General features: G+C 72.5%; 12 protein-coding genes. 7 read left to right on the forward strand and 5 right to left on the reverse strand.

Features of this window, described 5'->3' with window-relative positions; genetic code table 11:
- Window positions 1-9 precede the first annotated feature (9 nt).
- Window positions 10-1,641: an ABC-F family ATP-binding cassette domain-containing protein gene (locus SRB17_RS07585; protein WP_153536136.1), complete on the reverse strand. Its 1,632-nt coding sequence runs from the start codon at window positions 1,639-1,641 to the stop codon at window positions 10-12.
- 373 nt (window positions 1,642-2,014) lie between these two features.
- On the opposite strand from SRB17_RS07585, the gene SRB17_RS07590 reads away from it, so the two are divergent.
- Window positions 2,015-2,854: an isocitrate lyase/PEP mutase family protein gene (locus SRB17_RS07590; RefSeq protein WP_153536138.1), complete on the forward strand. Its 840-nt coding sequence runs from the start codon at window positions 2,015-2,017 to the stop codon at window positions 2,852-2,854.
- Window positions 2,855-2,937: 83 nt separating this feature from the next.
- Here the strand turns inward: SRB17_RS07590 and SRB17_RS07595 are convergent, their stop codons facing one another.
- Window positions 2,938-3,354, reverse strand: a complete 417-nt coding sequence (locus tag SRB17_RS07595) for an SsgA family sporulation/cell division regulator (RefSeq protein WP_153536140.1) — start codon at window positions 3,352-3,354, stop codon at window positions 2,938-2,940.
- Window positions 3,355-3,564: 210 nt separating this feature from the next.
- On the opposite strand from SRB17_RS07595, the gene SRB17_RS07600 reads away from it, so the two are divergent.
- Window positions 3,565-4,668, forward strand: a complete 1,104-nt coding sequence (locus tag SRB17_RS07600) for a WD40/YVTN/BNR-like repeat-containing protein (protein WP_153536142.1) — start codon at window positions 3,565-3,567, stop codon at window positions 4,666-4,668.
- Window positions 4,669-4,727: 59 nt separating this feature from the next.
- Window positions 4,728-5,066 (forward strand): plasmid stabilization protein, encoded by a 339-nt coding sequence (locus SRB17_RS07605; RefSeq protein WP_153536144.1) that lies wholly within the window; start codon window positions 4,728-4,730, stop codon window positions 5,064-5,066.
- 7 nt (window positions 5,067-5,073) lie between these two features.
- On the opposite strand, the gene SRB17_RS07610 is transcribed toward SRB17_RS07605, so the two are convergent.
- The gene (locus SRB17_RS07610) at window positions 5,074-5,370 is read right to left on the reverse strand and encodes a YciI family protein (RefSeq protein ID WP_153536146.1); all 297 of its coding nucleotides are present in this window, start codon (window positions 5,368-5,370) and stop codon (window positions 5,074-5,076) included.
- A 60-nt stretch (window positions 5,371-5,430) separates the two neighbouring features.
- Between SRB17_RS07610 and SRB17_RS07615 the strand changes: the two genes are divergently transcribed.
- Window positions 5,431-6,171 carry an endonuclease V gene (locus SRB17_RS07615; protein WP_153536148.1) on the forward strand — a complete coding sequence of 247 codons (741 nt, stop codon included), beginning with the start codon at window positions 5,431-5,433 and terminating at the stop codon, window positions 6,169-6,171.
- 178 nt (window positions 6,172-6,349) lie between these two features.
- Here the strand turns inward: SRB17_RS07615 and SRB17_RS07620 are convergent, their stop codons facing one another.
- The gene (locus SRB17_RS07620) at window positions 6,350-7,549 is read right to left on the reverse strand and encodes a saccharopine dehydrogenase family protein (RefSeq protein WP_153536150.1); all 1,200 of its coding nucleotides are present in this window, start codon (window positions 7,547-7,549) and stop codon (window positions 6,350-6,352) included.
- Between the two features lie 381 nt (window positions 7,550-7,930).
- On the opposite strand from SRB17_RS07620, the gene SRB17_RS07625 reads away from it, so the two are divergent.
- From SRB17_RS07625 to SRB17_RS07635, 3 genes are read left to right on the forward strand one after another with little or no spacing between them, the layout of a single operon-like run.
- Window positions 7,931-9,121: a CaiB/BaiF CoA transferase family protein gene (locus SRB17_RS07625; RefSeq protein ID WP_153536152.1), complete on the forward strand. Its 1,191-nt coding sequence runs from the start codon at window positions 7,931-7,933 to the stop codon at window positions 9,119-9,121.
- Window positions 9,118-10,332 carry an acetyl-CoA C-acetyltransferase gene (locus SRB17_RS07630; RefSeq protein ID WP_323375151.1) on the forward strand — a complete coding sequence of 405 codons (1,215 nt, stop codon included), beginning with the start codon at window positions 9,118-9,120 and terminating at the stop codon, window positions 10,330-10,332. Before SRB17_RS07625 ends, SRB17_RS07630 begins: the two co-directional genes overlap by 4 nt.
- Before the next feature lie 42 nt (window positions 10,333-10,374).
- On the forward strand, window positions 10,375-12,558 hold the full coding sequence (locus SRB17_RS07635) for a 3-hydroxyacyl-CoA dehydrogenase NAD-binding domain-containing protein (RefSeq protein ID WP_153536154.1): 2,184 nt from the start codon (window positions 10,375-10,377) through the stop codon (window positions 12,556-12,558).
- On the opposite strand, the gene SRB17_RS07640 is transcribed toward SRB17_RS07635, so the two are convergent.
- Window positions 12,544-13,281 carry a MerR family transcriptional regulator gene (locus SRB17_RS07640; protein ID WP_153536156.1) on the reverse strand — a complete coding sequence of 246 codons (738 nt, stop codon included), beginning with the start codon at window positions 13,279-13,281 and terminating at the stop codon, window positions 12,544-12,546. The genes SRB17_RS07635 and SRB17_RS07640 overlap by 15 nt on opposite strands.
- Between the last annotated feature and the right edge of the window lie 100 nt (window positions 13,282-13,381).

The following is a 13,381-nucleotide window of genomic DNA, read 5'->3' on the forward strand; positions in this document are numbered from 1 at the left end:
CCTGAGACGTCAGAACCCGGGCGGGACCCCGATGTCCTCCGGCGCGATCTCCTTCAGCTCTCCCTCCTCCATCAGCAGCCAGCGCGTGACCCCGATCGACTCGAGGAACGGCAGGTCGTGGCTTGCCACGAGCAGCGCGCCCTCGTACGACTCCAGGGCCGAGGTCAGCTGCCGCGCGCTCGCCATGTCCAGGTTGTTGGTCGGCTCGTCGAGCAGCAGCAGCTGGGGTGCCGGCTCGGCGAGCATCAGCGCGGCCAGCGCCGCGCGGAACCGCTCGCCGCCGGACAGGGTGCCCGCCTTCTGGTCGGCCCGCGCGCCCCGGAACAGGAAGCGGGCGAGCCGCGCCCGGATCCGGTTGTTCGTGGCGTCCGGCGCGAACCGCGCCACGTTCTCGACGACCGACAGCGCGTCGTCCAGCACGTCCAGCCGCTGGGGCAGGAAACGCAGCGGGACATGCGCCCGCGCCTCGCCGGCCACCGGTGCCAGCTCGCCCGCGACGGTCCGCAGCAGCGTCGTCTTGCCGGCGCCGTTGTGGCCGACCAGCGCGATGCGCTCCGGGCCGCGCAGATCGAGAATGCCCTCCACGCGCGCGTGGTAGGCCATGCCCAGGTTCTGCAGGGTGAGCACCTGCCGGCCGGGCGGTACGGCCGTGTACGGCAGGTCGACGCGGATCTCGTCGTCGTCCCGCACCGCCTCCACCGCCTCGTCCAGGCGTTCCCTGGCCTCGGCGAGCCGTTCCTCGTGCATGATGCGGTGCTTGCCCGCCGACTCCTGGGCGGCGCGTTTGCGGGCGCCCATGACGATCTTCGGTTCGCGCTTGGAGTCCCACATCTTCTGCCCGTACCGCTTGCGGCGGGCCAGCTTGACCTGGGCGTCGGCCAGCTCGCGCTTCTGCTTGCGCACATCGGCCTCGGCGACGCGCATCATCCGCTCGGCCGCCTCCTGCTCGACGGCCAGAGCCTCCTCGTACGCAGAGAAGTTGCCGCCGTACCAGGTGACGTCCCCGGAGCGCAGTTCCGCGATCTGGTCGACCAGGTCGAGCAGTTCCCGGTCGTGACTGACCACGACCAGGACGCCCGGCCACGCGGAGACGGCCTGGTACAGCCGTCTGCGCGCATACAGGTCGAGGTTGTTGGTGGGCTCGTCCAGCAACAGCACGTCCGGGCGGCGCAGCAACAGCGCGGCCAGCCGCAGCAGCACCGACTCGCCGCCGGAGACCTCGCCGACCGTGCGGTCCAGGCCGATGTGGCCGAGGCCGAGCTCGCCGAGCGTGACGAGGGCGCGTTCCTCGACGTCCCAGTCGTCGCCGAGCGTCTCGAAGTGCTCCTCGGCGACGTCGCCCGCCTCGATGGCGTGCAGCGCAGCCCGCCGTTCGGCGATGCCGAGGGCCCGGTCGACGCGGAGCGTGGTGTCGAGGGTGACGTTCTGCGGGAGGTAGCCGACCTCGCCGTACACCCTGACGGTGCCGTCGGCCGGGGTGAGCTCACCGGCAAGCAGCTTCAACAGGGTGGATTTCCCTGATCCGTTGACGCCGACGAGGCCGGTCCGGCCGGGCCCGAAGGAGATGTCGAGGCCGTCGAAGACGGCGGTGCCGTCGGCCCAGGCGAAGGAAATGGACGTACAGGTGAGGGATGGTGACATGAGGGCCTCGCGAGGGGTTTCGTGCGGTCGGGGGAGGCATGTCGAGACACCGCGAGGCGGGAACCGAAGGGTCGTGGGGGCACGGAGAGGCCACGAAAAAGGGCCTGTGCCCGAGGACGGCTCGGACGCCGAGGTCGCATGCCGCGCACACCTCTACCGGTGCGAACGCGATGCCTCAGGACCTCAGACGAGCAACGTCCTTCTCCAATCGACGACAACAGGACCGATGTACACCGTAGGAAGGGCCCTGAGGGCTGTCAACGCAATTAAGGGCGGCCCCGTCCGTGCAACGGCCGGCGACCGGAGGGCACGCCCCACGGACATGTCGGATTCCTGCCAGCTCCTGGCTCGCGCCGCATGCTTGGCTGGGCCCATGACGCATCCGCACCCGCTCCGCGAAACCGCCCTCGCCTTCCACGCCCTGCACGTGCCCGGCCGGCCGCTCGTGCTGCCCAATGCCTGGGACGCGGCCAGTGCCGCCGTCGTGGCGCGGGCCGGCGCCGCGGCGGTCGCGACCACCAGTGCCGGGCTGGCCTGGTCGCTCGGCGCCGCCGACGGCGACCGGCTCGACCGCGACCGAGCACGGGAGGCCGTGGCCCGGATCGCCGCCGTCGTGCGCGTCCCGGTCAGCGCGGACATCGAGGCCGGGTACGCCACGGACCCTGCCGGGGTCGCCGACACCGTCCGGGCCGTGCTCACCGCCGGCGCGGTCGGCGTCAACATCGAGGACGCCCGGCACGAGGCGGGCGGCGAGCCGCTGCGGCCCGTCGCCGAGCAGGCGGAGAGGATTGCCGCCGCCCGCGCGGCCGCCGACGAAGCGGGCGTACCGCTGTTCGTCAACGCGCGGATCGACACGTTCCTGCGCGGCGCCGGGGGAGTGGACGCCACCCTGGAGCGGGCCGCGGCCTTCCGCGCCGCGGGCGCCGACGGGATCTTCGTCCCCGGGGCCGTCGACCCGGGGACGGTGAAGGAACTGGTCGAGGGGATCGACGGCCCGGTCAACGTGATGGTCTTCCCCGGCGCGCCGTCCGTCGCCGAACTGGCCGCCCTGGGCGTCGCCCGGATCAGCGCGGGGTCCGCACTCGCCCAGGCCGCCCACGCCCTGGTCCGCCGCGCCGCGCGGGAGCTGCTGGAGGCGGGGACGTACGGGGCGCTGGCCGACGGGTACGACTACGGGGAGCTGAACACCCTGCTCACGCCCACGGCGGACTGAACGGGTCGGCCACGCCCGCGGAGCCCCGCACACGGCTGCACGCGCGCGTGGCCAGGCACGTCGGCTTCACGCGCGCGTGGCGCTCAGCAGGCGTCCCGCATCAGTTCGGCCAGGCCGTGGTCAAGGTCGAGCTGGAGGTGTTCCAGGCCGACGGGGACGAGCTCGTTGGTCGCCTCCAGGAAGTGCCGGATCTCGCCCGAGCGCACGTGCACGATCGCGGTGCCCTCGGGGGCGTGGAACTCCAGCACGGTGCGGTCGTAGCCGTAGGGCCGCACCCGGACGTCCCCGTGCCCCTCGGGCTGCTGCAGCCCGGCCGTGAGCAGCTCGCGGGAGAAGGTCCAGCACACCTCGACCCCTTCGAGGGTGGCCGGGGCCGGGAAGGTCATGACGACGGCGAACGGGTCGCGTCGGTCGTAGCGCAGCGTCGCGGGAATGGTCGGCATGCGCGGTGCGGCGGCGACGAGACGGGCCTCTACGGGCTGCTCGATGACGGTGGACAACGCCTTGCTCCCTCGTGACGGCTGGACTACGCCCGGGTGTGAGACACCCGGCACCGGAAGAGACGACGGATCCGGCCGATCCGTGCACAGGAATCACGAGTGACCTCGGTCACCGCGTTCATGCACGGCGGGGTTCCGCCGTTTCTCCCTTGCGACGGAGGGCAGTTGGCCTCTGGACGGCACCGGGCCGGTGGGCTAGCTTCGCCCGCCATGAGGCGCTTGGGGAACACGCGACGCAGAGGACGCACGAGCAGACTGGTGGCGGCGGGGGTGGCGTGCGGCGCGGCGCTGGCAGCGCTGACCGTGCCCGCCGCCGAGGCAGCACCCCTCGGGCAGGGGAGTCCGCACTGGGCGCCGAAGGACCCGGGCACCCCGCAGGTCCGCTTCCGGGGCCTCGCGGCCGTCGACCGGCACACCGCCTGGCTGGCCGGTACCGGCGGCACGGTGCTGCGCACCACCGACGGCGGAGTCGGCTGGCGGAACGTCTCTCCGCCCGGCGCGGCCGATCTGCAGTTCCGCGACGTCGAGGCGTTCGACGCGCGCCACGCCGTGGTGCTGGCCATCGGTGAGGGCGAGGCCTCGCGCGTGTACCGCACCGACGACGGCGGGGCCACCTGGACGGAGTCCTTCCGCAACACCGACCCGAAGGCGTTCTACGACTGCCTCGCCTTCTTCGACCGCCGGCACGGCCTCGCCATGAGCGACCCCGTGGACGGAAGGTTCCGCATCCTGTCCACCAGCGACGGCGGCCGCTCCTGGCGGCTCCTGCCCTCCACGGGCATGCCGCCGGCCCTGGACGGTGAGGCGGGCTTCGCCGCGAGCGGCCAGTGCCTGGTCACCTCGGGCCCGAAGGACGTCTGGCTCGCGACCGGCGGCGGCGCCCACGCGCGCGTGCTGCACTCCGCCGACCGGGGACTGACCTGGATCGCCGCCGACACACCGGTGCCCGCCGGCGATCCCGCCAAGGGCGTCTTCGCGCTCGCCTTCCGCGACCGCGGCCACGGCCTCGCCGTCGGCGGCGACTACCGCCCCGACCAGGCCTCGCCGCAGGCCGCCGCGGTCACCGCCGACGGCGGCCGCACCTGGGCCCCGGCCGCCACGCCCCCGCCCGCCTACCGCTCCGGGGCCGCCTGGCTGCCGCACAGCCGCACCGCCGCGCTCGCGGTCGGCCCCACCGGCACCGACCTCACCACCGACGCCGGCCGCACCTGGCGCACGATCGACACCGGCTCGTACGACACCGTGGACTGCACCCCCGACCTCAGTTGCTGGGCGGCCGGTGAACAGGGGAGGGTCGCGCGGCTGGAACGCTGAGGTGCGCGGCCGGAACCGGGTACTCGGGTCGCACGGGAACCGAGACGAAGGGAGCCATCATGCCCGCCGGTTCCAGCTCCAAGCGCGAGCGTCAGTACGAACACATCAAGAAGAGCGCGCAGGACCGGGGCGAGAGCACCGGGCGCGCCGAGGAGATCGCCGCGCGGACCGTGAACAAGGAACGTGCCCGTTCCGGCGAGTCCAGGACCGCCAGCCGCAGCTCGACGGAGGACATGTCGTCCAGCAAGCGTGGCGGTCAGCGGTCGGGCAACCGGGCCGGTTCCCAGGGCCCGACCCGCGACCAGCTCTACAACGAGGCGAAGCAGCGCGGCATCGAGGGCCGTTCGCACATGAACAAGGGCGAGCTGCAGCGCGCGCTGAACGCCAAGAAGGGATGAGCGGCAGTCAGTCCGGTGTCTGCCGGTGGCGGGCCAGCTCGGGAACCGTCTTCGTGGCGACGAATTCCGTGATGCGGTACGTGCACGCGCCGCCCACGGCGAACGGGTCGCCCGCCACGATCTCCTCGATCCGGGCGCGGTCCTCGGCGACGGCGAGGATCACCCCGCCGTTCCGGGGCTGCTTGCGCCCGGAGGCCAGGAAGAAGCCCTTCTCGTACTGCTCCTCGAGCCACGCCCGGTGGTCGGGCAGCAGCGCGTCGACGGCGTCGAGAGGTGCGGTGTAGGTCAGCTCCAGTACGAACATGATCGCGAGCGTACCCCCGGGCTCCGACAACGGCCCGGGGACCGTACAGTTCAGGTCACCATGACGACCGTAGGCGTACCCGCGGGCTGGCCCGCGACCGAGGAAGAGGCCCGCGCGGTGCAGGACGAGCTGCGTGGGCGGGTGGTGCTCGACGAGCGGGGACCGGAGCCGGGCACGGGCCGGGTCACCGGGGTCGACGTCGCCTACGACGACGACCTCGACCTCGTCGCCGCGGCGGCCGTCGTGCTGGACGCCGTGACCCTGGACGTGGTGGCGGAGGCGACGGCCGTCGGCAGGGTCTCCTTCCCGTACGTGCCCGGCCTGCTCGCCTTCCGTGAGATCCCCACCGTCCGGGCCGTCCTGGACCGGCTGCCGTGTCCGCCCGGCCTGGTCGTCTGCGACGGCTACGGCCTGGCCCATCCGCGCCGCTTCGGTCTCGCGAGCCACCTCGGCGTGCTCACCGGCCTGCAGGTCATCGGTGTCGCCAAGAACCCGTTCACCTTCACGTACGACGATCCCGGCCCGGCGCGGGGCGCCTGCGCTCCGCTGCGCGCGGGGGACGAGGAGGTCGGGCGGGCGCTGCGCACCCGGGACGGCGTCAAACCGGTCTTCGTCTCCGTCGGCCACCGCGTGAGCCTGGACAACGCCGTGGCCCACACGCTGGCCCTGACCCCGCGCCACCGGCTGCCGGAGACCACACGCCGGGCGGACGCCCTGTGCCGCCGCGCGCTGCGGGAGGCGGCACGAAGCGTTGGAGGAAGCGCTCAGGAGGCGACCACGCGCCAGGCGCCGACCTCCTGATACGCCGAGTCGCGGACGGCCGAGCCGTCCCCGGGTTCGAGGGCACTTCGAGCACGAACTTCACGCCTGTCCCGCCTCCTTCGGCTCTGCGGCCCTGGCCTCCATCGTTTCTTTGAAGGACGTGTGAGACTTTCGCGGCGAAATCCCCAGCGACTTGAGGACATCGGCTGCGAAAGTCTCACACGGGGGAGGAGACGCCCGGGGCCGTGGCCGCGACCCGGAAGGTGATCCCCGCGGCGCGCAGCCGCTCGGTCAGGGCGTCACCCATCGCCTGCGCCGTGGTGACCTGCCCGGCCGTCGGCGGGAGATCGTCGAACGCCAGGCTGAGCGCCGCCTCCGCGAACATCTTCGCCGTCTCGTCGTAGCCGGGGTCGCCGCCCGCGACCTCCGTGAACACGCGCCGCCCGCCGCCCTCGCCGACGAACCGCACCGCGAACCGGCTGCGTGCCCGCCGCTCCGCGCTCGGCCCGTCGCCCGGCTGCAGCCGGCCCGACAACCAGCGCCGAGCGGGCGGCAGTTGGGCGGCCGCGAGCACCGCGCCGACGGCGGCGACGCCGCCGAGGGCGACCGGCAGGTGCCGCACCGCCGCGTAGTGCCGGTAGCGGAAGTCGGGGCCGTACCGGTCGAGCGCCTTTGCCGAGCGGCGCACGATCTGCGGGTCGACGGTCGGCAACGGCAGCGCCCACGCGCCCACCTCCTGGGCGAACCGGGGCGCGCCTGTCGGCGCCGCGACCCGGCGTCCCATCAGCCGCGGCTCGTGCCGGCCCCGTTCGCGCGCCGCGGCCAGCAGCTGCCGGCCGCGCGCGAACTGGTTCAGCGCCGAGGCCAGAGTGCCGCCGGAGAAGGCCGCGTCGGCGGTCACGTATCCGTCCACGGTAAGCGGCACGCCCTCCGGCAGCTGCCGGACCGTGAAGTACACGCCGAGGTCGTGGGGCACGGAGTCGAAGCCGCACGCGTGCACCAGGCGCGCGCCCGTCTCCCTCGCGCGTGCGTCGTGCCGGACGTACATCAGGTCCACGAACTCCGGCTCGCCGGTCAGGTCGAGGTAGTCGGTTCCGGCGTCCGCGCAGGCGGCGACCAGGTCCTCGCCGTAAAGCACGTACGGCCCGACGGTCGTGGCGACCACGCGCGCGTGCTCGGCGAGGGCGCGCAGGGTCGCGTGTTCGGTGACGTCGGCCCGCAGGACGCCGACGTCCGCGCCGCCCGGCAGGCGCTCGCGCAGCCGCTCCAGCCTGCGTTCGTCGCGGCCGGCCACCGCCCAGCGCAGGCCCTTCGGCGCGTGCGCGGCGAGATACTCCGCCGTGAGGGTACCGACGAAGCCGGTGGCCCCGAAAAGCACGAGGTCGTAGGGACGGTCCATCCTTTTCAGCCTGCTCATGACACCCCTTGCTCCCGCAGCCCGCGCCGCTGTCGGTGGCTGAGGCTAGCGTGAGGAGTGCGAGTGTCGACGACCAGCCCGGAGGCAGTGGTGGCCGCAGCCAGGAACGCCCCGACGAAGCGGGACGAAATGTGCTGGTTTCCCCCTTGGCCGCGGGGTCGGCCCGCCGTGCGAGTCGGGTGAGGAGCGCTGTCGGTCGACGCCCGAAACACTCGACGGCCGGATTCGCGCGGGTCTCCAGACGCACATGGGTCGGGTGGTCCGTGCCGGTCCGGGCACTTGACTAAGCGCTTGCTCGTTAGGTCTTGTGTCCGGTGGAACACGTTCTTAGCATCACCGGTGTTACATCAGTTGTGTCACACACCCTTGGGGGCTGGACGCATGACGACGGCAGGGACGCCGGCGGCGCCGGGCGGCGGGCCGCTCTCCGGGGTGCGCGTGGTCGAGCTGGCCGGCATCGGGCCGGGCCCGTTCGCCGCCATGCTCCTCGCCGACCTGGGCGCGGACGTGGTCCGCGTGGACCGGCCGGGCGGCCCCGGCCTCGGCATCGACCCCGCGTACGACGTCACCAACCGCAACAAGCGCTCGGTCGTGGTCGACCTGAAGGCACCGGACGGCCCCGCGCGCGTGCTGGACCTCGCCGAGCGGGCCGACATCCTCATGGAGGGCTACCGCCCGGGTGTCGCCGAGCGCCTCGGCGTCGGCCCCGGGGAGTGCCACGCCCGCAACCCGCGCCTGGTCTACGGCCGCATGACCGGCTGGGGTCAGGACGGCCCGCTCGCCGACCGCGCGGGCCACGACGTGGCCTACATCGCGCTGACCGGCACCCTCGGCATGACCGGCCGCCCGGAGGAGGCCCCGGTCTTCCCCGCCAACCTGCTCGGGGACTACGCCGGCGGCTCTCTCTACCTGGTCGTCGGCGTCCTCGCCGCCCTGCACCACGCGCGCGTGACCGGCACCGGACAGGTCGTCGACGCCGCCATCGTCGACGGCACGGCCCACCTCTCGGCGATGATCCACGGCATGCTCGCGGCCGGCGGCTGGCAGGACCGGCGCGCCGCCAACCTTCTCGACGGCGGCTGCCCCTACTACGGCACCTACGAGACCGCCGACGGCAAGTACATGGCGGTCGGCGCCCTGGAGGGGCGGTTCTACGCGGAGTTCCTGCGTCTGCTCGACCTGGACGACCTGGCACCGGCCCACAAGGACGTCAGCCGCTGGGGCGAGCTGCGCGAGCGCGTCGCCGCCCGCTTCAAGTCCCGCACCCGCGACGAGTGGGCGGCCCTCTTCGAGGGAACCGACGCCTGTGTGGCTCCCGTGCTGTCCCTGCGCGAGGCCCCGCACCACCCGCACCTGGCCGCACGCGGCACCTTCACCGACCACGCCGGCATCACCCAGCCGGCCCCCGCCCCCCGCTTCTCCGCCACCCCCACGTCCGTCCGTACCGGGCCTGCCCTGCCGGGCGCCGACACGGAGGCGGTGGCGCGGGACTGGGGGACACCCGCACCCGTGAACGACGACCCGGTCACCGACGCCGACCGACCCGGCCCACCCCGAAAGGCACCCCAGTGAGCACCGAAGCGTACGTGTACGACGCGATCCGCACCCCGCGCGGCCGCGGCAAGGCGAGCGGCGCCCTGCACGGCACCAAGCCCATCGACCTGGTCGTCGGCCTCATCCACGAGATCCGCGACCGCTTCCCCGGCCTCGACCCGGCCGCCGTCGACGACATCGTGCTCGGTGTCGTCGGACCGGTCGGCGACCAGGGCTCCGACATCGCCCGGATCGCCGCGATCGCCGCCGGACTGCCCGACACGGTCGCCGGTGTGCAGGAGAACCGCTTCTGTGCCTCTGGCCTGGAGGCCGTCAACCTGGCCGCGGCCAAGGTGCGTTCCGGCTGGGAGGACCTGGTCCTCGCGGGCGGCGTGGAGTCCATGTCCCGGGTGCCGATGGCCTCCGACGGCGGCGCCTGGTTCAACGACCCGATGACCAACCTCGCCGTCAACTTCGTCCCGCAGGGCATCGGCGCCGACCTGATCGCCACCATCGAGGGCTTCTCCCGCCGGGACGTCGACGAGTACGCGGCCCTGTCCCAGGAGCGCGCCGCCACCGCCTGGAAGGAGGGCCGCTTCGAGCGCTCCGTCGTCCCCGTGAAGGACCGCAGCGGCCTGGTCGTCCTCGACCACGACGAGCACCTGCGCCCCGGCACCACCGCCGACTCCCTCGGCAAGCTCAAGCCGTCCTTCGCGGACATCGGCGAACTCGGTGGCTTCGACGCCGTCGCGCTGCAGAAGTACCACTGGGTGGAGAAGATCGACCACGTCCACCACGCGGGCAACTCCTCCGGCATCGTCGACGGCGCCTCGCTCGTCGCCATCGGCTCCAGGGAGGTCGGCGAGCGCTACGGCCTCACCCCCCGCGCACGCATCGTCTCCGCCGCCGTCTCCGGCTCCGAGCCCACCATCATGCTCACCGGGCCCGCCCCCGCCACCCGCAAGGCCCTGGCGAAGGCCGGCCTCACCATCGACGACATCGACCTGGTCGAGATCAACGAGGCGTTCGCGGCGGTCGTCCTGCGCTTCGTGAAGGACATGGGTCTGTCCCTGGACAAGGTCAACGTCAACGGCGGCGCCATCGCCCTCGGCCACCCGCTCGGCGCGACCGGCGCGATGATCCTCGGCACCCTCGTGGACGAACTGGAGCGCCAGGACAAGCGCTACGGCCTCGCCACCCTGTGCGTCGGCGGCGGCATGGGCATCGCCACCATCGTCGAGCGCATCTGAACTCCCCGCGGAAACACCGGACCTCAACGAAAGACGACTGTCATGACCGAGAGCACCACCATCCGCTGGGAGCAGGACGACACCGGTGTCGTCACCCTCGTCCTGGACGACCCCAACCAGTCCGCGAACACCATGAACCAGGCGTTCCGCGCCTCCATCACGGCGATCGCCGCGCGCGCGGAGGCCGAGAAGGACTCCATCCGCGGCATCATCTACACCTCCGCCAAGAAGACCTTCTTCGCGGGCGGCGACCTCAAGGACATGATCAAGGCCGGTCCCGAGGACGCCCAGCAGGTCTTCGACACCGCGACCGAGATCAAGAACGCGCTGCGCCGCATCGAGACCCTCGGCAAGCCGGTCGTCGCAGCCATCAACGGCGCGGCCCTCGGCGGCGGCTACGAGATCGCGCTCGCCTCCCACCACCGCGTCGCCCTGGACGCACCCGGCTCCAAGATCGGCCTGCCCGAGGTGACCCTCGGCCTGCTCCCGGCGGGCGGCGGCGTCACCCGCACCGTGCGCCTGATGGGCATCACGGACGCGCTGCTGAAGGTGTTGCTCCAGGGCACCCAGTACAACCCGCGCCGCGCCCTGGAGAACGGCCTGGTCCACGACCTGGCCGGCACCGCCGAGGAGATGCTGGCCAAGGCCCGCGCCTTCATCGACGCCCACCCCGAGTCGCACCAGCCCTGGGACCTCCCCGGCTACAAGATCCCGGGCGGCACCCCCGCGAACCCGAGGTTCGCCGCCAACCTGCCCGCGTTCCCGGCCAATCTGCGCAAGCAGACGAACGGCGCCCCCTACCCGGCCCCGCGCAACATCATGGCCGCGGCCGTCGAGGGCTCCCAGGTCGACTTCGAGAACGCGATCACCATCGAGACCCGCTACTTCACCGAGCTGGTCACCGGGCAGACCGCCAAGAACATGATCCAGGCGTTCTTCTTCGACCTCCAGGCCGTCAACTCCGGCGCCAACCGGCCCAAGGGCATCGAGCGCCGCCAGGTGCGCAAGGTCGCCGTCCTCGGCGCCGGCATGATGGGCGCCGGCATCGCGTACTCCTGCGCCCGTGCCGGCATCGACGTGATCCTGAAGGACGTCTCCCTGGAGGCGGCGGCCAAGGGCAAGGGCTACTCCGAGAAGCTGTGCGCCAAGGCCGTCGCCAAGGGCCGTACCAGCCAGGAGAAGGCGGACGCCCTGCTCGCCCGGATCACGCCCTCCGCCGAGGCCGCCGACCTCGCGGGCTGCGACGCGGTGATCGAGGCCGTCTTCGAGGACACCGCGCTCAAGCACAAGGTGTTCCAGGAGATCGAGTCCGTCGTCGCGCCCGACGCGCTGCTGTGCTCCAACACCTCCACCCTGCCCATCACCACCCTCGCCGAGGGCGTGGAGCGCCAGGCCGACTTCATCGGGCTGCACTTCTTCTCCCCGGTCGACAAGATGCCGCTGGTGGAGATCATCAAGGGCGAGCGCACCGGCGACGAGGCTCTGGCCCGGGCCTTCGACCTGGTCCGGCAGATCAACAAGACGCCGATCGTGGTGAACGACTCGCGCGGCTTCTTCACCTCCCGCGTGATCGGCCACTTCATCAATGAGGGCGTCGCCATGGTCGGCGAGGGGCTGGAGCCCGCCTCCGTGGAGCAGGCCGCCGCCCAGGCGGGCTATCCGGCCAAGGTTCTCTCCCTCATGGACGAACTGACCCTCACCCTCCCGCGCAAGATCCGCAACGAGACCAAGCGGGCCGTGGAGGAGGCGGGCGGCACCTGGAGCGCGCACCCGGCCGAGGCGGTCATCGACCGCATGGTGGACGAGTTCGGCCGCCCGGGCCGCAGCGGCGGCGCCGGCTTCTACGACTACACCGAGGACGGCAAGCGGGCCGGACTCTGGCCGGGCCTGCGCGAGCACTTCACCGAGCCCGGCCGTGAGATCCCGTTCCGGGACATGCAGGAGCGGATGCTCTTCGCCGAGGCGCTCGACACCGTGCGCCTCCTGGAGGAGGGCGTCCTGACCTCGGTCGCCGACGCCAACATCGGCTCGATCTTCGGCATCGGCTTCCCCGGCTGGACCGGCGGTGTGCTCCAGTACATCAACGGCTACGAAGGGGGCCTGCCCGGATTCGTGGCCCGCGCGCGGGAGCTCGCCGAGGCCTACGGCGAGCGCTTCACCCCGCCCGCGCTGCTCGTGGAGAAGGCCGAGAAGGGGGAGCCGTTCGCCGATTCAGTCCGCTCCTGAGCCGGGCCCGGCCGGTTCCGGCCGGGTGACCCACTCCCTCAGCTCTTCCCGCAGCGAGCGCTGGAACGTCGTCAGCAGCGCCTGCACCACCAGCGGGTGCATGTGCGCCGACAGGGACTTCACATCCCGGGCGTCACGCTCCTCCACCTCGCCGCGGAAGAGCTGGGAGAGCTCGTGAGCCGCGGCGCGCGAGTGCTCGACGAGCACCTTGCGCGCCGCGAGGATCACCTCGTGCGACAGCGGTACGTCGAGCAGCTGCACACCGAGCCGAAGCAGCCCGGAGTCGACCCGGAAGGTGCCGCCCTCCGCACCCTCGGCCTCCTTGAGGACGTTCATCGCCGCCAGCCGTTCCACGTCCTCCGCGGCGAGCGGCCGTCCGGCCCGCCGCTCCAGCTCCTCCCACGAGAGCGTGTCGGCCGCGTCCGGCGCCCAGGACGCGACCACCGCGCGGTGGATGGCCAGTTCGTGCGGGGAGAGGTCCGCGGGCAGCTGCCTGAGGTAACGCTCGATCGCCGACAGGGTCATGCCCTGCTGCTGCAACTCCTCGATGAGGGCCAGCCGCGCCAGATGGTCCGGCCCGTAGTGCCCCACCCGGCGCGGCCCGATCACCGGGGGCGGCAGCAGACCCTTGCTGCCGTAGAACCGGACGGTGCGCACCGTGACGCCCGCCCGGGCGGCCAGCTCGTCGACGGTGAGGGGCGATTCCCCGGCATCGGTCGTCATGTGCAGCAGTATCACTGTCTCACCAATGGTGTGAAACCCCGGGTGAACGTCATGTGGACTCTGCGTTGATCATGTGAGAAGTAACGCTGTGTGACATGGG

The sequence above is a fragment of the Streptomyces sp. RB17 genome, from assembly GCF_009604455.1.
Classification (GTDB): domain Bacteria; phylum Actinomycetota; class Actinomycetes; order Streptomycetales; family Streptomycetaceae; genus Streptomyces.